The sequence below is a fragment of the Aliidiomarina taiwanensis genome (assembly GCF_003987015.1).
Classification (GTDB): Bacteria; Pseudomonadota; Gammaproteobacteria; order Enterobacterales; family Alteromonadaceae; genus Aliidiomarina; species Aliidiomarina taiwanensis.
Genome location: NZ_PIPQ01000013.1, coordinates 1 through 23,115 on the forward strand (window position 1 = coordinate 1; position 23,115 = coordinate 23,115).

A 23,115-nucleotide genomic window follows, 5' to 3' on the forward strand; every position below is an offset into this window, starting at 1 on the left:
ACCGGTAAGGTCTTTGCCCTCACGCAATTGCGCTAAGGCAGCTTCCATGTCGAAGTTTGGTTTGGTCATGTGTCATCTCGTTTTTGCTTAGTTTATCGAAATGACACAGAATTCTGAACACTACCGCCTGCCTACTTCCGCCCTTATCGCTTCTTACGGTGTTTCCGTGCAGGGTGTGGATATTTCACAACAGGTAGTGGATACCATTAACGCAGGCAAAATTCATATTGTAGAGCCTGAATTAGACAAAGCCGTAGCCAGTGCGGTTGAGGCGGGTTTTTTAAAGGCGTTTACTAAACCTGTTGAAGCCAATGTGTATTTGATTGTAGTGCCTACACCCTTTAAAGGCGGGAGTCATGAGCCTGATATTTCTTATATTCAAGCTGCAACCGATGGGATTCTTCCGCTATTGAAAGCAGGTGATTTGTACATTATTGAATCAACATCTCCTGTCGGTACCACTGAAAAAATGCGTGACTTTATTTATTCGCAGCGGCCTGAGTTGAAAGATAAACTTCATGTTGCCTACTGCCCAGAGCGGGTGTTACCTGGCAATGTTATGTATGAGCTTGTTCATAACGATCGTGTGATCGGTGGGGTGGATGAAGCGTCGACTCAAAAAGCATGTGAGTTTTATAGCCAATTTGTGAAAGGTGAGTTGCATAAAACAAATGCCCGAACAGCCGAAATGTGTAAATTGGTGGAAAACTCCTCGCGTGATGTGCAAATCGCCTTTGCTAATGAACTGTCTATTATTTCAGAAAAAGCAGCTATTAATGTTTGGGAGCTTATTCGACTCGCTAATAAACACCCCAGAGTAAATATTTTACAGCCCGGAAGTGGCGTGGGTGGTCATTGTATTGCTGTTGACCCTTACTTCATAACCGCTGAGTTTCCTATGGAATCCCAAATTATAGGCAAGGCGCGTGAGATTAATAACTTCAAAGCGTTTTGGTGTGCGGAACAGGTACGTAAAGCCATTATTAGCTTTAAGCTTGAACGCGGCAAAGCACCTAGTGTAGCGCTTATGGGGCTTGCATTTAAACCGAATATTGATGACTTACGCCAGTCTCCTGCTATCTATATCACTCAGCGTGTACTGCAAGAGGCGAATGACGAAACCTACTTTATAGTAGAGCCAAATGTTGAAGAGCATGCAGTATATAAATTGACCGAAGCGAACGAAGCGGCCACTAAAGCGGATATCGTTGTATTTTTGGTCGCCCATAATGAGTTTAAAGGTTTAGACATCGCAGCTCATCAAGAAGTATTAGATTTTTGTGGAGTAACTCAGTGAAGGTTTTATCTGTATTCGGTACCCGCCCTGAAGCCATTAAAATGGCACCTTTAGTCAAAGCATTGGAAGCCGATAGTTTTTTTGATGCCAAAGTGGCGGTTACTGCACAGCATCGTGAAATGCTTGACCAAGTGCTAGAGCTATTTGAGATTACGCCAGACTATGACTTAAACCTAATGAAATCTGGGCAAGATTTATATGATATTACCAGTGGTGTGCTACTAGGGTTGCGCGTTGTATTAAAAGAGTTTCAGCCTGATATGGTTTTGGTACACGGCGATACGGCTACAACTTTTGCTGCTACCTTGGCGGCATTCTATCAGCAAATTCCAGTAGGACATGTTGAAGCTGGGTTACGGACTGGGAATATGTACTCACCTTGGCCAGAAGAAGCTAACCGAGTGCTCACAGGTCGGTTAGCAGCTCTACACTTCGCACCGACTGAGCGTAACCGTGCCGCTTTGTTAGACGATAAAGTACCGGATGAATCTATTACCGTGACAGGTAACACAGTTATTGATGCTTTGCAGTGGGTAGTCGAAAAAATTGATAACTCAGTAGAGCTCAAAAACAACATTAACAGCACCTTAGAAAACTCTGGGCTAAAAACCGAAGTGCTAGACAAACGCTATGTGTTAGTAACAGGCCATAGACGAGAAAACTTTGGCTCTGGTTTTGAAAGTATTTGTGAAGCATTAAGAGACTTAGCTTCAGCGAACCCAGAAACTCACTTTATTTACCCAGTACATTTAAACCCTAATGTGCAAGAGCCAGTGAAACGTCTGTTAGGCGGTTTTGATAATGTGCACCTAATTAGTCCATTAGGGTATGAACCGTTTGTGCACTTAATGCAGCACTCCTATTTAGTGCTTACCGATAGTGGTGGGGTGCAAGAAGAAGCCCCTGGTTTAGGCAAGCCTGTGTTAGTTATGCGCGATTCAACGGAGCGCCCAGAAGCTGTGGAAGCCGGAACGGTACGCTTGCTTGGCACAGATGCTGAAGTGATTCGTGATGCCGTGCAAGAGCTATTAGACAACGATACTTTGTACGCAAGAATGTCACAGGCACATAATCCCTATGGTGACGGTAAGGCGAGTGAAAGAATATTAACTTTTATGAAAGCGAAAAGTAATTAAACCATGCTTGCTAAGGCTTCTCGTTTATTTCACACATTATGGCCCCTAAAGCTTATTCAGCACTGGGGGCTTTTTTATTATCGTGTTGTGCGGCGGCTACTTCCCTTTAAACCGACTACCACAAAAGCAACTAAAGTAGATTTTGTGACTTCAAACTTTCATGTTTATCAACCGCAGGGCTGGAAAGGAAGGTTGGAGTTTGAGTTTTTAAATAGAGCAGCCAAGCTGAATGCTGAAACTTGGCAGGCGGAAGAGCAATCTTTGCTCTGGCATTATAACCTGCACTACTTTGATCATTTAAACGCAAAAAACAATGAACATACGGTCGAAGATGAAGCTGAGCTTTTGCTTTTATGGTGGCAATTTCATAAGCCTTTGCAGGGAATTGCTTGGGACCCTTACCCGAGCTCACTGCGTGCTGTGAATTTATGTAAGTGGGGTTGGAGGCATAATCGTGATTTTGAATTCATTCCTCATGATACATGGTTAGCAATTCTTGATAGGCATTACCAAGAAATAAAACGCAAGTTAGAATACCACATACAAGCAAATCACTTATTCGCGAACTTGAAAGCATTGTGGTTTTTACAGGCAGCTTTGCCTGAATATCGAGCAAAAGATGGAAAGTGGCTAAATAAAAAAGTAGTAAGAGAGCTAGGTGTGCAGTTTGATACCCATGGCGGTCATTTCGAGTTGTCGCCAATGTACCATCGTATCATGCTCTGGGATCTGCTCGATATGCTTGCTTTAGGTAAACAAGTACCGGATTTTAAGGAAGTTTCAGTACAAATAAAAGAAGTAGCTAGTAACGCGTTAACTTGGGCGAGCGCTTTATCACACCCTGACAAAGAAGTAGCTTTTTTTAATGATGGGGCAATTGGGATCGCACCATCATGGCAGGACTTGAAAGGTTACGCAAAGCAGTTAAAGGCTGTGTATGAGGGGTATGAAAATGCTGAATATAGCGGTTATGTAGTGCAGACAGTTAATAAGGCAAAACTGATATGTGACGTGGCAGAGGTTGGGCCAACATTTCAACCAGGTCACGCACATGCAGACACATTGAGTTTTGAACTTTCGTTAGGGCTGCAAAGAGTTATTGTCAACTCAGGCACATCCGAATACGGTGTGAATGAAGAAAGGTTACGGCAACGTTCCACTGCTGCTCACAATACCGTTGTTTTTGAAAATAGAAACTCTTCTGATGTGTGGTCCGGTTTTCGAGTAGGTCGCCAAGCACAGATTATTAATAAGAAGGTTCATTTAAGTTGCACTGAAAGCAATATAGAGGCTACTCACAATGGCTACAAGCCAGCTTTGCATCATAGGAAGTGGACATTATCCCCTTGTCAATTAGTCGTTAAAGATAGTTGGCTAGGTCGTCAAGCAACAGCAGAAAAAAAATCTTATTTGCACTTTCATCCAAATGTAAAGCTAACTAAAGAGAATGAGTTTAGCTATGTATTGGAATGGTCAACTGGCAAAGCAAAACTGTCTATAGCAGCTAAAGATGCGAATGTAACAATTGAAGATAGTACTTGGCACCCTGGCTTTGGCAAAGTAATCAAAAATAAAAAGTTAGTATTAACGTATCATAATCCAAAGAGTGAGATTTTAATTAATTGGGATGCAAAAGATGGGTGTTAAAGAAATTGCCATCATCAGTAGTGTACCTTTATCTGAACCTGTTAGTAGAAACCGATTGGTTCCTTTTTGTAACTTATTCATAGAAAAAGGTTTAAGCGTTAGCCTTATTTGCCCTAAAAGTGATCCTAATAGCCATGCGCACCCAGCAGGGGTCAACTTAATTGAAGTAAGTATAGAGTCAGATAAACCCAAAAGCTTTTTTAAACGGGCAATTAAAGAGGCTAGCGATGCTGCGACTTTACTTAAAGTGGCTAAAGCACAAAAGGCAGATGCTTACTTACCTAGTATGCCTTCGATGTTTCTGGCGTTCTTACCTCCTTTTTACTTACCTAAGAAGTGTAGCTTTATTGATATTCGTGATCTTACTTGGGAATATTTATCCGATAAAAGCTTTTTACAACGCTTAAGCAAAAATGCATTTCGCTTTTTATTTAAAAGGACGATTAACTTTTATCAATTAGTTGCCGTTACGAATAGCGTTGAGTTTGCCTATGTAAATGCAGTCAGAAAAGGTGTTAAGCCAACCTTGCTGGTTTCTAACGGTATTACTAAAGAACAATTTGATAAGCTACAGACAACGTTGCCAGCTAATAATGATAAGCTTACTGTTACCTATATTGGTAATGTCGGTATTGCTCAAAATCTAGAAACTTTGGTTGGGGCTGCTAAACAACTACCTGAAGTACAATTTAGAATTATCGGTGCAGGCATTGAGCTTGATAAAGTTAGTTATATGGTACGCGAATCCAAATTGAGCAATGTTGAGCTTACCGGTCGCATACCTTGGGATAGCGTAAAAGACTATTATAACAGTACTGATGTTCTTTACGCTCAACTAACCTCTGATTTCGCTGGCGCTATGCCTTCCAAGCTCTATGAGTACTTATCAACCGGTAAGTACATAATTTACGGTGGAGAAGGCCAAGCAGCAGAAAAGTTAGGTGAATTTAACAATAATCAAGTTATTCCTCCTAATGACGCGAATGCATTAGTTGAGGCGATAAAGGCAGTAAAAGAGTGCGGCGAAATAAATAAGTTGAGCAAACAGAACCGTCAACAGATAGAAGAGCACTATATAAGAGAAAACACTGCCCGAAAGCTAATTGATGGCGTTATTGACACGATAAACTAACAAGAAACGTACTTGTTAAGCGGCTTAGTGTGACCTTCAAAACTGCAACTCTTCCAGCCGGAGCTTCTACTTTCTAGATAAACTGCACGACATGCCTTAGAGAGTTTTCCAAATTTTAAAACCGGGGTTTTTATTAATGTTTCTTGCATTTACCACTTTCACCTTTAGTTTTCTAGGCATACTAGCCCTCAGTAAAGCAGCCAACGGTTTAGGCTTAGTTGATAAGCCTAACGCAAGAAAGTCTCATAGTGGCCACATACCTCTGGTTGGAGGGGTAAGTATATTCTTTTCTTCATCTATAGCATTCTTATTAATACTGAGTTTTACAACCACCACAATGGCATTATTTGCCTCCTTAACACTCATGGCGCTAACCGGTGTGTTAGATGATAGGTTTGATTTAAGCGTTCGTTTGAGAATTATGATACAGCTCATTGCAGCATCCATCTTGGTATTTAGTGCGGATATTCAAATACATAGGCTGGGTAATCCTTTTGGTTTTGGCGACATAAACTTGTTCTTTCTTTCAGGTCCGTTCACTATCCTTGCCATTATGACCGCTATGAATGCATACAATATGGTGGATGGGATTGATGGTTTGCTTGGCCTATTGGCTACGATAAGTTTTGTTGGTTTGGCGTTTTTAGCCTGTATTACAGGCAATACATTAGTGCTGTTTTGTGCATGCATTATGATATTGGCTTTAATCCCTTACCTATTGTTTAACCTTGAAGTTATTAAAGGTCGTAAGGTGTTTATGGGGGATGCAGGTTCAATGTTTATTGGGCTTGTGATTGTGTGGATGATGGTATTAATACTTAACCCTGATTTAGTAAAACACTATGGGCTAAATGTAGAATTGAACTTATCATCTAGCTATGAAGTACGACCTGTTGTGATGCTGTGGGTAATAGCGTTACCCCTGATGGATATGCTTGGCGTTATGGTTCGACGTGTCGTAAAAAAGCAAAACCCATTCAAACCAGACCGTGACCATTTGCATCATATATTTCTCCGAGCAGGATTTAGCTCCCTTGAAACTCTACTTATAATCAGCGTTTCAGCTCTTTTCTGGCTTTCTGTGGGCCTTGGCCTTGAGTACCTTCAAGTGAGTGAGTCTGCGATATTTGCTTTATACCTATTCGTTTTTGGTGTTTACTTGTTCTGCTTGATGAAAGCACAACTAGTCGTTACCGTTTTTCGTACTTTCGTAACGAGAGCTCACAGTTAATTATGGTTTAAGTCTAGTTAGGCGATGCTTTATAAAAAACAAATTGTTCACTTTCATATGTCCGAATGAAATGAAGCTTACAATACAGTAACTTTGAAATGGAGCGATACAGGTTATGATTTTAGTGACGGGCGGGGCCGGCTATATAGGTTCCCACACCGTATTAGAGCTTTTGAACGGCAACTATAAAGTGTTGGTGCTCGATAACCTGAGCAATGCATCATTAGAGTCGTTACAACGTGTCGAACAAATTTCTGCTCAAAAGTTTACCTTTGTTCAAGGTGATATTCGAGATGAAAGCATTTTAAATGAGCTTTTTAGCGCTTACCCTATTGAAGCTGTTATTCACTTTGCTGGTTTAAAAGCCGTAGGGGAAAGCGTTGAAAAACCCGCAGAATACTATGATGTAAACGTAAACGGGAGCTTATGCTTGGTACGGGCTATGCAAAAGGCGGGTGTTACTAAGTTGGTGTTTAGCTCTTCTGCCACTGTGTACGGTGAAGAAGCACCTGTACCTTACGAAGAAAGCATGCCCCGTGGGAACACCACAAACCCTTATGGCACGTCGAAGGCGATGGTAGAGCAAATATTGTCGGACATTCAAGCAGCCAGTTTGAATAAGCCAAATCCACTTGATGTCACTTTACTCCGCTATTTTAACCCTATAGGAGCACACGAGTCCGGCTTAATAGGTGAAGATCCTCAGGGTATCCCAAACAATCTCATGCCTTACATTAGCCAAGTAGCTGTAGGGCGCTTACCCGAGCTGTCAGTATTTGGCGATGATTATGAGACACCGGACGGAAGCGGGGTACGTGACTATATTCATGTGGTGGATCTGGCCAAAGGCCACTTAGCAGCCTTGGAAAAGATGAATGGTAATGTAAAAGCCACATGTGCTATTTATAATTTAGGCAGTGGTCAGGGTACGTCGGTATTTGAGCTGGTGAATGTTTTTGAGCGTGAAAATAACGTAGAGATTCCATACAAAGTAGCCCATCGCCGTGCGGGTGACCTTGCTACTTGTTATGCTGCAGTGGATAAAGCAGCTAAAGAGCTAAACTGGCGCACAGAAAAAACAATTGAAGACATGGTGCGTGATACTTGGCGCTGGCAGTCTAAGAACCCACATGGGTATTGTAGTGAATAATTGTAGTGAATAAACAGTGCTAAATTACACACCATGCCTTGTATTTTCCGTAAGCATTGCCTTTCCGTCAGGCAGTGCCTGACCTACTTGTAGGATACTTTTTTGAAACGAACAATAATAATTGGATTAGGCTTTTTCTTAGCCGGCTGCTCCGCACTGACTCAAGATTTGAAAGAAACCTGGGACTATGCGCAAGGGGCAGAGGATGTGGTGTTAACCGCGGAGCAAATTGACGAATTTCCCTATACGGCTGTGTATGCCCGTATGGGGGAGCAAGCCCAGTCCTTGATGGTGCTGGGTTTTGTTGATCAAGGCGCGGGGGTTGAACGTTTAAATTGGTTAAGTGCTGGTGGTGAGTCGGTGACCACAGAATACGGCCGTATTGTGCGTACCACGGACTTGGCGGCGAATGTGTTAGCTACTTCGAACCTAAGTGAAGACCCTCTACGCTGCTACTTAACCCAAGCTTACCAAGGTGAGCCCTTGGCAACTTGCCCCACTGTTTGGGAGCGTACCCTAGACGCCAGCACAGAAAGCGGCCCTTATGTGCTAAGTGCTAAGTCTCGCTTTCAACTGGTTGCAGCTGGAACGGATGAAGCAAATACAAGCGTGCAACTACCCAAAGGCCAGGTGAGCGTGACCTTGCTAGAAGAGCAGGGCGTGTTTGTTTTGCCGGGTGGGCAGGCAGGCCAGGCCTTTACCAATCGCTTTTGGTTTACCAACGACGGCCACGTGGTAAAAAGCGAGCAAACTTTAATGCCTTTTCTTGCTCCTATTCAAATGACCCAAGTAAAATGGATTGGTCGCAATGATTAAACATGCCTTTCAACTAGTCGCCTTTCTGTTTCTTCTGACCTTGCCTTTGCACAGCGCGCTTGCAAATGAGGGTGAACCCGAGGTAAAGGTGATTTTAAATGACACTTTGACCTTCACCTATACAGAGCCTGTTCGGTTAAGCCAGGTGCTCGACACGGCTTTGCAGCACCATACAGAGGACGTGTATTGGCCGGCAGCACGCCTTAGCATGGTGGCCGGGGCGCAGAGTAAACAAAACGAACTTGAACAAACCCGCTTAGATCTCATAGGCCAACTGCGAGAGCTTTCAACTGGCTGGCTTGCTGAAGGTAAGCGGGAGCAAGCCGCCCAAGCCTTAAGCCTAGCCCAGCAACTTAGCAACATACTGCTGGCATGGCAGCCCCTTGCAGCCATGAGTATTGAAGCGGCGCGCTTGCAAGTTGAGAACCCCCTACTTCCTTTTGGTGTGTACCACTTGTACTTGCCTAAGCGTGTACCCGAGTTTTATGTGTATGGCTTAACAAGAAGTTCAGGCCGACAGCAGGTGATACCCCAGCAAACTTTGCGGGGCTACTTACATGCCCACCAAACCAATGATTTGCTTTGGCCCGATGCAAGTAAAAGCGAAGCCTATGTTATTCAGGGGGCAGCTGCGCCTCAATTGCAACGCTGGGCTAGCCACAATGCGCGGAATGACCAATTGCTACCGGGGACTTTGGTGTTTCTTGGGTTTGATGAAACCTTGGTGCCAGTTACGGTGCGAAGTTACAAAGAGCAGCAAGCTTTGGCCAAGCTGAATGAAGACATTGCCGAACTGCTTCGCCATTGGTGGGCTGACCCCAGCGCCCAGTTGATGGACTCAGCCGTAATGCGCACAGCCGAAGAACAAGTGCCCGCTTTTAATAATTGGCAGCGCCAAGACTTAACCCCTTCTCGCAGCAACTATGGGGGCGTGGGCCTTATGCAAACGCCTACGGCCCGTATGGCGGAAGAAGGCGAATTCATTATTGGCTATATGGACATGCAGGAATTTCGCCGTTACAGCGCCACCTTGCAAGTCATGCCTTGGTTAGAGGCAACGGGGTTTTATGTGCGGATGCCCCATCGTTTATATAGTGGCTCTCCGGGGTTTAGTGGTAATAATATTTATACAGACAAAGGCTTTGATATAAAACTGCGGCTATTAGAAGAGCGAGACTACTGGCCTGAGCTTGCGGTAGGATTAAGTGACTTTGCTGGTACCGGACACTTCAGCAGTGAATATTTAGTTGCCAGCAAGCGAATTGGTGCGTTCGACCTTAGCTTAGGTCTTGGCTTTGGACGCTTAGGTACCAAGGATAATGTGCCAAACCCCTTTTGTGAGGTAAGCGATAGCTTTTGTCACCGTACAGGAACAACATCTGATATGGGTGGAACCCCAGAAGTGGGCGACTGGTTTAACGGCCCCGCCGCTTTATTTGGTGGCGTGGAATACCAAACACATATTGATGGTCTACGCATAAAACTTGAGTACGAAGGTAACGACTACTCTCAAGATAGAGCTGGTATTGATATCAATCCTAACTCACCCATAAACGTAGGGTTAATGTTTCGTCCCTACAAATGGCTAGACTTACAGCTAAGCTATGAGCGTGGCGAAATCTTCACCTTCGGCTTTACTCTGCGCACCAACTTGAACACCCTTTCCCAATTAAAAGTACAGCCTGAGAAGGTTGCGGTAACCCAAACGCCACGGGCGCAACGCCTTGACGAGGTTCAGTGGCGGGATATGTCCCGGCAAATTCGCAAACAATATGCTTATAGCTCTACGGATTTTACTGTTAGTGATGACGAGCGCACCGTGACCGCGTTTGCCAATCCCTACCGGATGCGCGATGGCCAAGAAGCCGTAGAACGAGCAGCACAGGTGATGGCGGCGGAGCTGCCCCCTTCTGTGGAGACTTTCGAAATTGTCGAGCAGAGCATGTTTATGCCGCAGGTGACTACGCGCATACCGGCCAAAGACTTTCGGGACCAGTTAACCTACCAGCACTTAGAGCGTTCGCCTGATCAGGTGGCGGAGACTTTCCAACGGGTAGAAGCACAAGAACGACCAAGTTGGGATGATGCGGCCTGGCAAAATGCGTCTCCCTATCGGTTTAAGCCCAGCTTTGGTTTTCAGCCGTTTTTCTTTCAAGACTTTGGTGCGCCAGAAACCTTCCACTTTTATCAGCTAGGGTTAAAAGCCTCGGCCAACCATTGGCTGGATGAAAAAACCTGGCTGGTGGCGGATGTCGGCCTAAACCTGGCCAATAACTTTGATAAATTTAACTTTAAAGTGGACGCTTTTAACTACTTGCCCTTAGAACGTGTACGTACTTATTCGCGCGAGTACTTAAGTAATGACCTGTGGTTAGACACGGTGCAGGCCACCCGCTTTGAGCGTTTTAGCGATACGGTGTACGGCATGGCCTATGCAGGCTTGCTCGAGCGCATGTTCGCCGGTGTGGGCGGGGAGGTGCTTTGGCGCCCGCTTGATTCGCCCCTTGCCGTGGGTGTGGATATAAACTGGGTGAAACAAAGGGACTTTAACGGGGCCTTTGGCCTGCGGGACTATAGCGCGATGACCGGGTTTGTCACCGCGTACTACCAAATGCCCTGGCTGAGCGACAGCATGCTGCAAGTGGGCGTGGGTCAATTTTTGGCTGAAGACAAAGGCGTGGCCCTGCAGTTTCAGCGCCGCTTTGACAACGGCGTAATTGTGGGCGCTTATGCCCACCTGACCAATGTGTCGGCGGAAGAATACGGCGAAGGCAGCTTCACCAAGGGCGTGTTTATTAATATTCCTTTAGACATAATGACTATTAAACCGAGTCGCCAGCGCATGCATATTGGCTGGGTGCCGCTTTCCCGTGATGGCGGCCAGCGCCTGCACAGAAAAATTGAACTGTATGGCGTAACCGATGCCCGTTCACCGTACTTTGTGCGGTAATTTGTACGGCGCCCTTTATGCGCGGTAGGTACGGCATTGCCGTACGGAAATAACAGGCACCCATTTGTTTTGTTTATGTGCGGTAGGTACGGCATTGCCGTACGGAACCATTCGTATTATTTTGTGAGGTAGGTACGGCACTGCCGTACGGAACCTTTCGCATTATTTTGTGAGGTAGGTACGGCACTGCCGTACGAAACCATTCGTAATATTTTGCATGTTAGACAAGTGTAAATTGCTTGAAATTTAGTCCAAAGCAAGCGATAGTAAGAGTATTCGTTTAGGTTTGAACGAACTATTGAGCTCAAGGTGGCTTTAGCGGGTCACCACATTATTGTTTCGAAACTAAGGATGTATGTATGAAGAAACTGACGATTGCAATGGTTGCAGCCCTTGGCCTAGCCACTGCACCTGTTATGGCGCAGGGTAACACGACCCCAGCACCAACCGCTGGCGCGGGTGGCGTGAACGGTTTAGTAAAGGCGATAGGCGAATTAGGTCCGGGTGTTCTTGCTGCAGGTGCGGTTACTGTAATTGCAGCCGTGTCGGTTATAGCGAAGTCGCCGGTTGATCCTATGGATAAGGACGATGACGACCGACCGCCAACAACCACCACGACGGTGACACCACCGCCACCAACAACAACCACCACGACTACCACCACCACGACCAACGGTGGTTAATGGTTAGGTTCGATTGACGATAAAAGCCGCTCGAAACGAGCGGCTTTTTTGTATGTGTTAATATGCACGTGCCCCGTTTGTCAGGCCATAAAACTTAAGGAATAAACTATGTCTCGCAAACACACCATAGAAACAAAATTAACCATGGCGTTTTCGCCGGAGGTGCTGCAGGTAGAAGACGAAAGCTACAAGCACGCGGCTGGACCTGAAGCCCAGTCGCACTTTAAGGTGGTGGTGGTAAGTACCCACTTTGAAGGGCAGCGACTGCTGGCGCGGCACTGTGCAGTGAATGAAGCCCTGGCCGAGGAATTCGCCGCAGGCATGCATGCCTTGGCCATTCACGCCTTCACCCCAGAAGAGTGGGCGGCGCGGAATGAACAGGCCCAAGCGTCACCCAATTGCATGGGCGGCGGTGCATAATGAACCGCTCGGACCACATGATCCGATGAGTCCCCTGCACAACATAGGGTAGAATGACGCCAATAGTTTTAACTAAAGAGAAGGACATTATGGTTATTAAGCCTCGTATTCGCGGATTTATTTGTACTAATGCTCACCCGGTGGGGTGTGCTGCTCATGTTCAAGAGCAAATTGATTTTGTGAAAGCCCAACCAAAAGTTGAAGGCCCCAAGCGGGTGTTGATTATTGGTTGCTCCACGGGCTATGGCCTGTCGTCGCGTATTGTGTCGACCTTTGGTGCGGGCGCTGACACCTTGGGCGTCTGTTTTGAAAAAGAGCCCACGGAGCGGAAAACCGGTACGGCGGGTTGGTATAACGTGGCGGCGTTTCATGAGAAAGCGCGCGCGGAAGGTTTTTATGCAGAAACTTTAAATGGCGATGCCTTTTCAGACGAGCTTAAAGAGCAAACCATTGCCAAGATTAAAGAAAACATGGAGCAGGTGGACTTGGTGGTTTATAGCTTGGCTTCGCCGAAGCGCTTAGACCCAGAAACGGGCACCCTATATAGCTCCACGCTAAAACCCGTGGGCCAAGCCTACACCACCAAAACCTACGACACAGACAAAGACCTGGTGCACGATGTGTCGCTAGAGCCGGCCACCGAAGAAGAAATTGCCAACACGGTGAAAGTAATGGGCGGTGAAGACTGGGAGCGCTGGATAAAAGCCCTTTCAGAAGCGGGCGTGCTGGCGCAAAACTGCCAAACCACAGCGTACACCTACATTGGTAAAGAGCTAACTTGGCCTATTTACGGCCACGCCACCATTGGGAAGGCGAAAGAAGACTTAGACCGCGCTGCGGCGGCCCTGCGTGAAGGCTACACAGAGCTAGGTTTAAATGCTTATGTGTCGTCGCTAAAGGCGGTGGTGACACAAGCCAGCTCGGCCATTCCGGTAATGCCTTTATACATTTCCCTGATGTACAAAGTCATGAAAGAAGCGGGCACCCACGAAGGCTGTATTGAGCAAATTTATCGCCTGTTCACGGAAGCCTTGTACGTGGACAACCCAGAGCTAGACGAAGCCCACCGCTTACGTATGGACGGCAAAGAAACCAACGACGAAACCCAAGCGGTGATAAAAGGGGTGTGGGACCAAGTAAACCAAGATAACTTCCATGACCTGGCTGACTACAAGGGGTACCACCAAGATTTCTTGAAGTTATTCGGCTTTGGTATTGACGGCGTGGACTATGACGCGGACGTAAACCCTGTCGTGAACTGGTAGAAATCGTCCTTTATTTTGGCGTGAAAAGTGCTAGAATGCTGACCCTGTAAAGTGCAGGGTTTTCTAGATTCTGTCGCGAACTGAATTTTGAGCTTTTCAATCTTCCCTAAATTGAGTAGTGCAAACGCGTATGATTACGATAAAGAAAGGATTGGACATCCCGATTGCGGGTGCTCCACAGCAGATTATCGAAGATGGTGCGGCCATCTCGACCGTTGCTGTACTGGGTGAAGAGTATGTGGGAATGCGCCCGACCATGCATGTCCAGGTTGATGACCGGGTCAAGAAAGGTCAGGTTCTTTTTGAAGATAAAAAGAACCCGGGTGTTAAATTCACTGCTCCAGCAGCTGGTATAGTAAAAGAAGTGAACCGAGGCGCGCGGCGTGTGCTGCAGTCGGTCGTTATTGAAATAGATGGCGACGAGCAGGTGACCTTTGACAAATACGACGCGAGCGAGTTGCTAAAACTTGAGCGCGAAAAGGTGGTGAACAACCTGGTTGAGTCTGGGCTGTGGACTGCTTTGCGTACGCGTCCTTATTCACGCTCGCCGAAGCTTGACAGCGTGCCAAAGGCTATTTTTGTGAACGCGATGGACACCAACCCGCTTGCGGGTGACCCTGTTCTGGCGATTAACGAACAAAAAGACGCATTTGTGGACGGCCTGAAAGTGATGAGCCGTTTAACAGAAGGCAAGCTATACGTCACGACTGCCCCAGACGCAGACGTGAGCTTTGGTGATGCTCCGGTAACTCACGAAACCTTTAAGGGTGTACACCCGGCAGGAAACGTGGGCACGCACATTCACTTCTTAGAAGGGGTGAGCATGGAGCACCAGGTGTGGCACTTACAAGCCCAAGACGTGATTGCTATTGGTAAGTTGTTCACCACAGGTGAGTTATTTACCGATCGCGTTGTGGCGTTAGGTGGCCCAAGCACCACTAACCCACGCTTACTTCGTACCCGCTTAGGTGCCAACCTGAACGAGCTGACCAAAGGCGAAATTGCTGATGGCGACCAACGTATTGTGTCGGGCTCGATTCTAAATGGTCATAAGGCGGAAGGCCCCCACGCTTACTTAGGCCGTTTCCACGTGCAGGTTTCTGTACTGGAAGAAGGTGCTGAAAAAGAGTTTATGGGCTGGGGTAAGCCGGGTGCCAACATGCATTCGATTACGCGTGCCTACTTAGGCCACTTGAGCCCGAAGAAGCTGTTTAAAATGAACGCTTCGACCAATGGTTCAGACCGCGCCATGGTACCCATTGGTAACTATGAGCGAGTGATGCCTCTGGATATTTTGCCAACCTTACTGCTGCGTGACTTATGCGCGAACGACATTGAAAGTGCCATGTCGCTAGGTTGCCTGGAACTTGACGAAGAGGACTTAGCCCTTTGCACCTACGTGTGCCCGGGGAAATACGACTACGGCGTATTGCTTCGTGAAAGTTTGACCACTATTGAGAAAGAGGGCTGATGTCATGAGCTTAAAGAATTACCTTGAGCGTATTGAGCCAGACTTTGAAAAAGGCGGTAAACATGAAAAGTGGTATGCCCTGTATGAAGCGGTGGCAACCATTCTTTATACGCCTGGCTATACTAACAAAGGCACCACCCATGTACGCGACAACATTAACTTGAAGCGTATTATGATTTTGGTGTGGATGATGACCTTCCCGGCCATGTTTTACGGTATGTACAACGTGGGTTTTCAAGCGTCACTGGCGATTGACGCCGGTTACCAGCTAGCAGACGTTTGGCAGGTTGGCCTGTTCCAAGCACTAGGCGGTAGCTTTGAAAATGCCGGTTGGGGCACCATGATGTGGTACGGCGCCTGTTTCTTCCTGCCAATTTACGCGGTTGCGTTTGCGGTAGGTGGTTTCTGGGAAGTGTTGTTTGCCACGGTGCGTAAGCATGAGATTAACGAAGGCTTTTTCGTGTCGTCTGTGCTGTTTGCCCTCATTCTGCCAGCGACCATTCCGTTATGGCAGGTGGCCCTTGGTATTACCTTCGGTATTGTGGTGGGGAAAGAAATTTTCGGTGGTACAGGCCGTAACTTCTTAAACCCAGCATTAACCGGTCGTGCGTTCCTTTACTTTTCATTCCCTGCAGCCATTTCAGGCGACAAGGTGTGGACGGCGATTGACGGCCACTCGGGAGCTACGGTACTAAGTGAAGCCTTTAACGGTGCGGCGAACTTTGCGGGTGAGCTTTCTAGCCAAATGATTGGCACAGTAACCTGGATGGACGCCTTTATTGGTCGTATTCCAGGTTCGGTGGGTGAAGTGTCGACCCTTGCCATTGCCATTGGTGGTTTAGCGCTTATTTACTTCCGCATTGCTTCTTGGCGCATTGTGGGTGGTGTTATGGTGGGTATGATTGCCTTCTCGACACTGCTGAACGTAATTGGTAGCGACACCAACCATATGTTTGCAATGCCTTGGTACTGGCACCTTGTTGTAGGTGGTTTTGCCTTTGGTATGTTCTTTATGGCGACAGACCCTGTGTCGGCGTCGTTTACGAACAAGGGTAAGTGGGCGTACGGTATTTTAATTGGCTTTATGACCATTATGATACGTGTACTAAACCCGGCCTTCCCGGAAGGTATCATGTTAGCGATTCTATTCTCTAACGTGTTTGCCCCGCTGTTTGACCACCTTGTAGTACAGGCCAATATTAAGCGGAGGGTTGCTCGCCATGGCTAGTAATAAAGAAACAGTAGGTAAAACATTTACCGTTGTTATTATTCTTTGCTTAGTGTGTTCGATTATTGTTTCTGGTTCGGCGGTGTTGTTAAAGCCACGCCAGCAAGCGAACGCTGCGGAAGCAAAGCAGTTAAACATTATGGAAACCGCAGGGATTGATACAGCCGGGAAAGCCATTCCTGAGCTATTCGCCCAGCGCGTGAAGCCATTAGGTTATAACTTGGACAGCCAAGAAGTAACCACCTTTGATTCACTGGTTGCGCTTGAGCAAGCCACCAGCGATTCGGCCATGATGCGCGTAAGCCCAACGGGCCAAGTAGCGGGTGTACGTGACTTGCATAGCTTGGTGCCTGTGTACCAAATTATGGACGAGCAAGGTGCAACTGATGCGTATGTTCTGGAGTTACGTGGTGCTGGCCTATGGGGCATGATGTATGCCTTCTTAGCGGTGGAGCCCAACGGCCAAGACATTCGCGGCATTTACTTCTACGACCATTCTGAAACGCCAGGCCTAGGTGGGGAAATTCAAAACCCACGTTGGACGGCACGTTTTGAAGGCAAGCCAGCTGTGGATGCCAACGGAAACGTGGCCATTGCGGTGAAGAAGGGTGCCAACGAAGCGCAAGGTGAAGTGGATGCACTTTCCGGCGCAACCATTACCAGTAACGGTGTGAACCACACGTTACAGTACTGGTTAAGTACCAATGCCTACGGTGGTTTCTTAGCACAGCTAAGCAAAGGAGGGGCTAACTAATGGCGCTTTCAAAAGATGTGAAAAAGACCTTATTTGGTCCAATTTTGGACAACAACCCAATTGCGCTTCAGATCCTCGGGGTTTGTTCTGCACTTGCGGTAACCTCGAGCTTGGACAAAACATTGGTGATGTGTATTGCACTGACCTTTGTTACGGCTATGTCGAACTTGTTTATCTCGCTGATTCGTAACCACATTCCTTCGAGTGTACGAATTATTGTGCAGATGACCATTATTGCCAGTTTAGTAATTGTTGTAGACCAGTTACTACAAGCCTTTGCCTATAGTATTGCGCAAGAGCTTTCGGTATTCGTTGGTTTGATTATTACGAACTGTATTGTGATGGGCCGTGCGGAAGCCTTCGCCATGAAAGAAAAGCCTGGCCTTTCTTTCTTAGACGGTATTGGTAACGGTTTAGGTTACTCGGCTGTTCTTCTGTGCGTTGGGTTTATTCGTGAGCTGTTTGGTTCAGGTAGCTTGTTTGGTTACCAAATTATGCAGTTGGCCACTGAAGGCGGCTGGTTCACGCCAGTAGGCTTGTTGGTTATGCCACCAAGTGCGTTCTTCATTATTGGTGGTTTAATTTGGGGCCTACGTACGTTACGCCCTGAGCAAGTTGAAGCGAAGGAGTCTTAAGCAATGGAACACTACATAAGCATGTTTATCCGTGCCGTGTTCATTGAGAACCTAGCACTTTCGTTCTTCCTCGGTATGTGTACTTTCTTGGCCGTATCGAAAAAAGTAACGACAGCATTTGGTTTAGGTATTGCGGTGATTGTGGTTCTGGGCCTTGCGGTTCCGGCGGGTAATATTGTGAATACCTATATTCTTTCGCCAGGTGCACTTGCTTGGGCCGGCTTCCCAGATGCAGACTTGAGCTTTTTACGCTTTTTGACCTTTATTGGCATTATTGCGGCATTGGTTCAGGTGCTGGAAATGGCGTTGGATAAGTTTTTACCGTCGCTGTATAACGCGCTAGGTATTTTCCTACCGTTAATTACCGTAAACTGCGCCATTTTCGGTGGTGTGTTGTTCATGGTAGAGCGTGACTATAACTTTGCTGAGTCGGTTGTGTATGGTGTGGGCAGCGGTGTGGGCTGGGCCTTAGCTATCACCTTGTTAGCAGCAGTGCGCGAGAAACTAAAGTACGCAGACATTCCAGACGGCTTACGTGGCCTAGGAATTACCTTCATTAGCACAGGCTTAATTGGTTTGGGCTTTATGTCGTTCTCCGGCGTATCTCTGTAGTAAATAAGGAACGAGTCGATGGAAGAAATAATTCTTGGCGTGGGCATGTTTACCATTATTGTACTAGCGCTAGTGGCGATGATTATGTTCGCCCGCTCGAAGCTAGTACCTACTGGTGCTGTCCAGATCGTTATTAACGACGACGAAGAAAAAACGATAAGTGCTCAGCCAGGCGGTAAGCTACTGGGTGCGCTTGCAAACGCGGGTATTTTCGTTTCCTCTGCCTGTGGTGGTGGTGGTACCTGCGGTCAGTGCGTGGTGAACGTGAAAGAAGGGGGTGGTGAAATACTGCCGACTGAACGTGACCACATTTCACGCGGTGAAGCCCGTGATGGTGCGCGCTTGTCGTGTCAGGTGAACGTGAAGCAGAACATGAAAATTGAGCTGGACGAAGAAGTGTTCGGTATCAAGAAGTGGACTTGCCGTGTACGTTCAAATGACAACGTGGCGACCTTTATTAAAGAGCTGGTGCTGGAAATTCCAGACGGTGAGTCGGTACCTTTCCGTGCGGGTGGTTATGTGCAAATTGAAGCCGAGCCACACCATGTGAAGTACAAAGACTTCGACATTCCGGAAGAATTCCGTGGTGACTGGGAGCGCTTTGGCTTCTTCGACGTAGAGTCGAAGGTAGACGAGCAGGTTATTCGTGCTTACTCCATGGCGAACTACCCAGAAGAAAAAGGCATTATTATGCTGAACGTGCGTTGTGCAACGCCACCGCCAAACAACTTAAGCTTGCCGGCAGGTAAAATGTCGTCGTACATTTTCAACCTGAAAGCAGGCGACGAAGCCATTATTTCCGGTCCGTTTGGTGAGTTCTTCGCCAAAGAGACCGACGCTGAAATGGTGTTTGTTGGTGGTGGTGCGGGTATGGCGCCAATGCGTTCGCACATTTTTGACCAATTACGTCGTATTAAAACCGACCGTAAGATGTCGTTCTGGTACGGTGCACGTTCGAAGCGTGAAATGTTCTACGTTGAAGACTTCGACATGCTAGCCCGTGAAAACGACAACTTCGAGTGGCATGTGGCTCTTTCAGACCCTCAGCCTGAGGACAACTGGGAAGGCGACACTGGGTTTATTCACAACGTACTGTACGACAAGTACTTGAAAGACCACCCAGCACCTGAAGACTGCGAGTTCTACATGTGTGGGCCACCGATGATGAACGCGGCGGTCATTGCCATGCTGAAAGACCTCGGCGTTGAGGATGAAAACATTATGCTTGACGACTTCGGTGGTTAAGTTGCTGATGTTACATAAAAAATGGCTGGCCCTGTTGGGGTTGGCCATTTTTCTTTCTGCTTGCACCAAGGCTCCTGAGTATTCTATAGCGCAGGGGCGTGCGGGTGAGTTGCAGTTTCAAGTGGTTTATTTGCCAGTAACCTCGAACCAGACAGAGCGCCGTGTGGTGGAGCGGGTTCACAGCTTACTAACTCACTTGGAACAACAACTTTCTTCGGAGAATGCGGAGTCGGAAGTGGCGCGTGTGAACAACTGGGCTCAGTCGAGTGCTTTGGTGCTAACGCGCGACTTGGAAGAGTTTATTCGGGTGGGGATGAGTGTGGACATGCTGACGGAGCATGGCTTGTCCTTGTTTCAAAAAGCGTCGCAAAGCCCTTTGCCGCACGTGTTTGTTGAAAACCACCGCTTAATTAAAACAGACCCAAGTTTGAAATTAACCTTTGATGCGCTGATCAGTGGCTATGCGGTAGACCGGATAGCGGTGATGATGCGCCAAATGGGTGTGGTGAATTATCAAATTACCGTAAACAACCAGCGCCGCTCGAAGCGCTTTCGGGTGATGCCAGTGGTGAATGACATTCATGCAGGTCAGCACATTGTGGATGTTGAGCAAGAAATTAACGCGCGCAGTTATGCGCTGGGTTATGCCAGAAGTCCTAACAACGCAGAAGTGTATGTGGTGTATAACTCGGCGGCCCAAGCTTCGGGCTTAGCCCAGTGGCTTGCGACTATGCCGGTGGCGGAGGCCCTGATAACCGCCGATAGATTAAATTTAGCCGTGAGCATACATTCGGATGCGAAAGACAGCGGCACGCGTTATAATAGTGCTGCGTTCAACTAATCGACGCAAACAAAGAGGTGCTGTATGCAAACCATAATTTTAGCTTTTGTACTGATGTTGCTTGTGTTTGGCGGTATGTCGATTGGCTTTTTAATTCAACGGAAGTCGATTGCGGGCAGTTGCGGCGGTATTGGTGCCTTGGGCATGGAAAAAGCGTGTGACTGTGATGACCCATGCGAAGCGCGCCAAGAGCGTGACGCAAAGCGTGCGAAGCGCGAAGCCGCATGGAATGAAAACCGTATTTGCTAACCTTCCTAGTGCTCGCTTCCTGCGAGCGTTAAAGTGAGGCGTAATGGCCCTAGTGTAAAGGGACGGGGCGCCTCATGTAAGTTCACATCTATTTCTTCTAGGGCTGTATGCTCACCTAATGAATACAAGCTGACACGAACCTGCTGTGGCGTGTTTGGCTGCCTTAGAACCCTTATTTGATAGGGAATAAGCTGCTGACTGTGCTGTGTGTGCAGGTTTAAGCGTTGGCCATGGTCGTGGACGGTGCCAACAGGCTCTATATGTACCCAGGCTTCGGCTTGCTCGGCTTCTGCCCCTTCAGGCAAGTAGGCTGCTTCAACATTGAAAAAACGAATGGGGTGCAGCACCAGGGTGCCGGCTAATTCCATGTTATCTAAGGGCTCGCCGTCATTACTTAACAGGTTCTCAGTGATTTTCTGCTCTGTGGCTGTGACATAGTGAATACTTTCCACATGCACTTGGCTCTGGTTGTCTGTGTTAAGGAAGTAACAGCGCTTGGGATTTCTGTACCCTTCAAAGTAATGGTTTCCTGTCTCGTTGGTTGCTGCGGTCCAGTAGGTTTCACAGCCAGGCAGGCGTTGTAGCTGGCTGAAAACTTCGGCTTGGCGAAGCGCTTCGGCGGAGACTTGGTTGGGTACCGGGTAGCTCACATGCACGGCTGCTGTTTCTTCGGCAGGGGTAACAAAGGCATATAACTGTTTGCGTAGTGGAGTTTGGCCTTGTACTGCTTGGCTGCCACTGACGTCGAAGTGGTACTGAGACACTAATACAGCTTGTTGACCCGTGGGGAGGGTGATTGACTCGCCCGTATACAGCAGGGGCGGGAAGTCACCAACGGTATTTGGGTATTCAGTCAGGGCGTAAAAGTTCGAAAACTGGCCACTTAGGGCGTCTACCAAGGCTTGCTGCTGTGGCGACGGCGGTTGCGTTTGCTCGGCTGAATGGGCCGTTGCAGACAGGCCAACACAAGCTGTGAATACCAGGCGAATGAAGGGCCGGGAAAGTGTACTCATAGACTACCTTTATTGTTTACCCTATTGATTTACGGCACTATAGCACACTCACACTTTCTTCTTTGCATGCAAATTGGGGATTGGTACCTAGATGAAGTTTTTCCGTATATGTTTATTTACACTCACGTTTTGGATGCCTTTTTGCAGCCTGGCGAACAGCTTGCCCGCAGACCACACTTGGGTGAGTGTGGCGGCTGAGGGCCAGGTGGTGTGGGTAGGTAGCGACGCTGGCCGTGTGGCCCATTCGGTGGATAGCGGGGAAACCTTTGAACTGTCGGAGCTGCCTAATTCTGCACAGGTGCGGCAGTTGACCGTGCTCGATGACTTACATGGGTATGCGCTTACTTCGGGCGTGGGCCGTGACTCGGCGCTGTTTATTACCCGCAACGGTGGCTTTAGCTGGCGCCCCTTGTACCGTGGGGAAGGAGGTGAGCGGCTTCGCTGTATGGGTATGAACCCGAACCGCGAGTCGTGGATTTTAGGTGACACACAAAACAATAGTTGGCATGTGGTGAGCTCGAACAATGGCCGCCATTGGCGCAGCTCCCGCAGCGGCTTTACGAAACGCCCATTGCCTGACGAGCAGGCCAGCAATACCAGTGACTCGTGCATGCGCTTTGTAAATGACACCTGGTTGATGGGCACGCAAAATGCCGAGACCGCACGCATTATGCATAAAAAAGCCAGTGACTTGCGTTTTACCGTAGAAGACACGCCTTTAGCGGGAGTAAGTGCTGTATGGCCCTTGGACAGCAAGCTGTTTTTAGTGGCGGGTGGGAGCCAAGCAAAGGGTGAGCTTTACCTGTACCGAGAAGGCGTGTTTACGCAGCTGGCAACACCGGAGTTTAAACGCGCAATAGAGGTGTTATACCAAGCCGGCGAAACCGTGTTTATGGGGAATGGTGGCGGGTTTTACCAGGCGTTCTTGGAAGATGTGTTGGCAAATAAAGCCAGCTGGCAACCCGTGCTGGAAGGTGTCGGGGCCCGTGGCTTTACCTGCACCACCGAGCAGTGTTGGCTGCTCGGCAGTGACAATCAATTACACACCGTGCCCCGGTAAACGTAACGTCAGGCCATGCAACGTCAGGCAGTGCCTGACCTACGGGCGGGTGTGCAAAATGCAACGTCGTAGGTACGGCATGGCCGTACGTAGGCACGGCCGTACGTAGGTGAATGTTGAACGTCATGCAATGCAACGTCAGGCAATGCCTGACCTTGTATCTCTCAAGGTGACGTGTTTAGCTAACATTTCACCAGTGGAGTAAGTGAGGCTGAGCCTGCCCTTAGTCATAAAGACTGTAACGTAGATTGGCCCCTTACTCCATGTCCTCATTCAAACT

The 23,115-nt window shown here is 47.7% G+C and carries 21 protein-coding genes; 20 read left to right on the top strand and 1 reads right to left on the bottom strand.

Annotated elements, in window-relative coordinates; genetic code table 11:
* The first annotated feature begins 100 nt into the window (after positions 1 to 100).
* From wecC to nqrM, 19 genes are all read left to right on the top strand, one after another.
* The gene (gene wecC, locus CWE15_RS11355) at positions 101 to 1,297 is read left to right on the top strand and encodes a UDP-N-acetyl-D-mannosamine dehydrogenase (protein ID WP_126758208.1); all 1,197 of its coding nucleotides are present in this window, start codon (positions 101 to 103) and stop codon (positions 1,295 to 1,297) included.
* Positions 1,294 to 2,433 (top strand): non-hydrolyzing UDP-N-acetylglucosamine 2-epimerase, encoded by a 1,140-nt coding sequence (wecB, locus tag CWE15_RS11360; RefSeq protein ID WP_126758209.1) that lies wholly within the window; start codon positions 1,294 to 1,296, stop codon positions 2,431 to 2,433. Before wecC ends, wecB begins: the two co-directional genes overlap by 4 nt.
* 3 nt (positions 2,434 to 2,436) lie before the next feature.
* Positions 2,437 to 4,080 carry a heparinase II/III family protein gene (locus CWE15_RS11365; protein ID WP_126758210.1) on the top strand — a complete coding sequence of 548 codons (1,644 nt, stop codon included), beginning with the start codon at positions 2,437 to 2,439 and terminating at the stop codon, positions 4,078 to 4,080.
* Complete coding sequence (locus CWE15_RS11370) at positions 4,070 to 5,212, top strand: glycosyltransferase (RefSeq protein ID WP_157980761.1); 1,143 nt, start codon at positions 4,070 to 4,072, stop codon at positions 5,210 to 5,212. The genes CWE15_RS11365 and CWE15_RS11370 overlap by 11 nt, the downstream gene beginning before the upstream one ends.
* Before the next feature lie 136 nt (positions 5,213 to 5,348).
* Positions 5,349 to 6,443: an undecaprenyl-phosphate alpha-N-acetylglucosaminyl 1-phosphate transferase gene (locus CWE15_RS11375; RefSeq protein ID WP_126758212.1), complete on the top strand. Its 1,095-nt coding sequence runs from the start codon at positions 5,349 to 5,351 to the stop codon at positions 6,441 to 6,443.
* 115 nt (positions 6,444 to 6,558) lie between these two features.
* Positions 6,559 to 7,593 (top strand): UDP-glucose 4-epimerase GalE, encoded by a 1,035-nt coding sequence (gene galE, locus CWE15_RS11380; RefSeq protein ID WP_126758213.1) that lies wholly within the window; start codon positions 6,559 to 6,561, stop codon positions 7,591 to 7,593.
* Positions 7,594 to 7,695: 102 nt separating this feature from the next.
* Entirely contained in the window at positions 7,696 to 8,409 is a 714-nt protein-coding gene (locus CWE15_RS11385; protein ID WP_126758214.1) for a YjbF family lipoprotein, read from the top strand.
* Complete coding sequence (locus tag CWE15_RS11390) at positions 8,402 to 11,359, top strand: YjbH domain-containing protein (RefSeq protein ID WP_126758215.1); 2,958 nt, start codon at positions 8,402 to 8,404, stop codon at positions 11,357 to 11,359. Before CWE15_RS11385 ends, CWE15_RS11390 begins: the two co-directional genes overlap by 8 nt.
* A gap of 359 nt (positions 11,360 to 11,718) precedes the next feature.
* Positions 11,719 to 12,042, top strand: coding sequence for a hypothetical protein (locus tag CWE15_RS11395; RefSeq protein WP_126758216.1), 324 nt, complete (start codon positions 11,719 to 11,721; stop codon positions 12,040 to 12,042).
* A gap of 108 nt (positions 12,043 to 12,150) precedes the next feature.
* Positions 12,151 to 12,462: a BolA family protein gene (locus CWE15_RS11400; RefSeq protein WP_126758217.1), complete on the top strand. Its 312-nt coding sequence runs from the start codon at positions 12,151 to 12,153 to the stop codon at positions 12,460 to 12,462.
* An 89-nt stretch (positions 12,463 to 12,551) separates the two neighbouring features.
* Positions 12,552 to 13,727: an enoyl-ACP reductase FabV gene (fabV, locus tag CWE15_RS11405; RefSeq protein WP_126758218.1), complete on the top strand. Its 1,176-nt coding sequence runs from the start codon at positions 12,552 to 12,554 to the stop codon at positions 13,725 to 13,727.
* Between the two features lie 130 nt (positions 13,728 to 13,857).
* Entirely contained in the window at positions 13,858 to 15,198 is a 1,341-nt protein-coding gene (locus tag CWE15_RS11410) for a Na(+)-translocating NADH-quinone reductase subunit A (protein WP_126758219.1), read from the top strand.
* Positions 15,199 to 15,202: 4 nt separating this feature from the next.
* Complete coding sequence (locus tag CWE15_RS11415; protein WP_126758220.1) at positions 15,203 to 16,426, top strand: NADH:ubiquinone reductase (Na(+)-transporting) subunit B; 1,224 nt, start codon at positions 15,203 to 15,205, stop codon at positions 16,424 to 16,426.
* Complete coding sequence (locus CWE15_RS11420; protein WP_126758221.1) at positions 16,419 to 17,180, top strand: Na(+)-translocating NADH-quinone reductase subunit C; 762 nt, start codon at positions 16,419 to 16,421, stop codon at positions 17,178 to 17,180. Before CWE15_RS11415 ends, CWE15_RS11420 begins: the two co-directional genes overlap by 8 nt.
* Entirely contained in the window at positions 17,180 to 17,815 is a 636-nt protein-coding gene (locus tag CWE15_RS11425) for an NADH:ubiquinone reductase (Na(+)-transporting) subunit D (RefSeq protein WP_126758222.1), read from the top strand. Before CWE15_RS11420 ends, CWE15_RS11425 begins: the two co-directional genes overlap by 1 nt.
* 3 nt (positions 17,816 to 17,818) lie before the next feature.
* Positions 17,819 to 18,427, top strand: a complete 609-nt coding sequence (gene nqrE / locus CWE15_RS11430; RefSeq protein WP_126758223.1) for an NADH:ubiquinone reductase (Na(+)-transporting) subunit E — start codon at positions 17,819 to 17,821, stop codon at positions 18,425 to 18,427.
* Positions 18,428 to 18,445: 18 nt separating this feature from the next.
* Entirely contained in the window at positions 18,446 to 19,672 is a 1,227-nt protein-coding gene (gene nqrF / locus CWE15_RS11435) for an NADH:ubiquinone reductase (Na(+)-transporting) subunit F (RefSeq protein WP_126758224.1), read from the top strand.
* A gap of 7 nt (positions 19,673 to 19,679) precedes the next feature.
* The gene (locus tag CWE15_RS11440; protein ID WP_157980762.1) at positions 19,680 to 20,513 is read left to right on the top strand and encodes an FAD:protein FMN transferase; all 834 of its coding nucleotides are present in this window, start codon (positions 19,680 to 19,682) and stop codon (positions 20,511 to 20,513) included.
* Between the two features lie 24 nt (positions 20,514 to 20,537).
* Positions 20,538 to 20,762 carry a (Na+)-NQR maturation NqrM gene (gene nqrM / locus CWE15_RS11445; protein WP_126758226.1) on the top strand — a complete coding sequence of 75 codons (225 nt, stop codon included), beginning with the start codon at positions 20,538 to 20,540 and terminating at the stop codon, positions 20,760 to 20,762.
* 5 nt (positions 20,763 to 20,767) lie between these two features.
* On the opposite strand, the gene CWE15_RS11450 is transcribed toward nqrM, so the two are convergent.
* Complete coding sequence (locus tag CWE15_RS11450; RefSeq protein ID WP_126758227.1) at positions 20,768 to 21,775, bottom strand: hypothetical protein; 1,008 nt, start codon at positions 21,773 to 21,775, stop codon at positions 20,768 to 20,770.
* Positions 21,776 to 21,866: 91 nt separating this feature from the next.
* Between CWE15_RS11450 and CWE15_RS11455 the strand changes: the two genes are divergently transcribed.
* A complete protein-coding gene (locus tag CWE15_RS11455; RefSeq protein WP_126758228.1) occupies positions 21,867 to 22,835 on the top strand; it encodes a WD40/YVTN/BNR-like repeat-containing protein in 969 nt (322 codons plus the stop codon).
* Positions 22,836 to 23,115 lie beyond the last annotated feature (280 nt).

What these genes read in the sequence shown, in the direction of transcription:
- nqrE (WP_126758223.1), top strand. Translation starts at nt 17,819, where the DNA reads ATGGAACACTACATAAGCATGTTTATCCGTGCCGTGTTCATTGAGAAC.
- CWE15_RS11420 (WP_126758221.1), top strand. Translation starts at nt 16,419, where the DNA reads ATGGCTAGTAATAAAGAAACAGTAGGTAAAACATTTACCGTTGTTATT.
- CWE15_RS11365 (WP_126758210.1), top strand. Translation starts at nt 2,437, where the DNA reads ATGCTTGCTAAGGCTTCTCGTTTATTTCACACATTATGGCCCCTAAAG.
- wecC (WP_126758208.1), top strand. Translation starts at nt 101, where the DNA reads ATGACACAGAATTCTGAACACTACCGCCTGCCTACTTCCGCCCTTATC.
- CWE15_RS11410 (WP_126758219.1), top strand. Translation starts at nt 13,858, where the DNA reads ATGATTACGATAAAGAAAGGATTGGACATCCCGATTGCGGGTGCTCCA.
- CWE15_RS11370 (WP_157980761.1), top strand. Translation starts at nt 4,070, where the DNA reads ATGGGTGTTAAAGAAATTGCCATCATCAGTAGTGTACCTTTATCTGAA.
- CWE15_RS11425 (WP_126758222.1), top strand. Translation starts at nt 17,180, where the DNA reads ATGGCGCTTTCAAAAGATGTGAAAAAGACCTTATTTGGTCCAATTTTG.
- CWE15_RS11375 (WP_126758212.1), top strand. Translation starts at nt 5,349, where the DNA reads ATGTTTCTTGCATTTACCACTTTCACCTTTAGTTTTCTAGGCATACTA.
- CWE15_RS11440 (WP_157980762.1), top strand. Translation starts at nt 19,680, where the DNA reads ATGTTACATAAAAAATGGCTGGCCCTGTTGGGGTTGGCCATTTTTCTT.
- CWE15_RS11455 (WP_126758228.1), top strand. Translation starts at nt 21,867, where the DNA reads ATGAAGTTTTTCCGTATATGTTTATTTACACTCACGTTTTGGATGCCT.
- CWE15_RS11395 (WP_126758216.1), top strand. Translation starts at nt 11,719, where the DNA reads ATGAAGAAACTGACGATTGCAATGGTTGCAGCCCTTGGCCTAGCCACT.
- galE (WP_126758213.1), top strand. Translation starts at nt 6,559, where the DNA reads ATGATTTTAGTGACGGGCGGGGCCGGCTATATAGGTTCCCACACCGTA.
- nqrM (WP_126758226.1), top strand. Translation starts at nt 20,538, where the DNA reads ATGCAAACCATAATTTTAGCTTTTGTACTGATGTTGCTTGTGTTTGGC.
- CWE15_RS11450 (WP_126758227.1), bottom strand. Translation starts at nt 21,775, where the DNA reads ATGAGTACACTTTCCCGGCCCTTCATTCGCCTGGTATTCACAGCTTGT.
- fabV (WP_126758218.1), top strand. Translation starts at nt 12,552, where the DNA reads ATGGTTATTAAGCCTCGTATTCGCGGATTTATTTGTACTAATGCTCAC.
- CWE15_RS11400 (WP_126758217.1), top strand. Translation starts at nt 12,151, where the DNA reads ATGTCTCGCAAACACACCATAGAAACAAAATTAACCATGGCGTTTTCG.
- CWE15_RS11415 (WP_126758220.1), top strand. Translation starts at nt 15,203, where the DNA reads ATGAGCTTAAAGAATTACCTTGAGCGTATTGAGCCAGACTTTGAAAAA.
- nqrF (WP_126758224.1), top strand. Translation starts at nt 18,446, where the DNA reads ATGGAAGAAATAATTCTTGGCGTGGGCATGTTTACCATTATTGTACTA.
- CWE15_RS11390 (WP_126758215.1), top strand. Translation starts at nt 8,402, where the DNA reads ATGATTAAACATGCCTTTCAACTAGTCGCCTTTCTGTTTCTTCTGACC.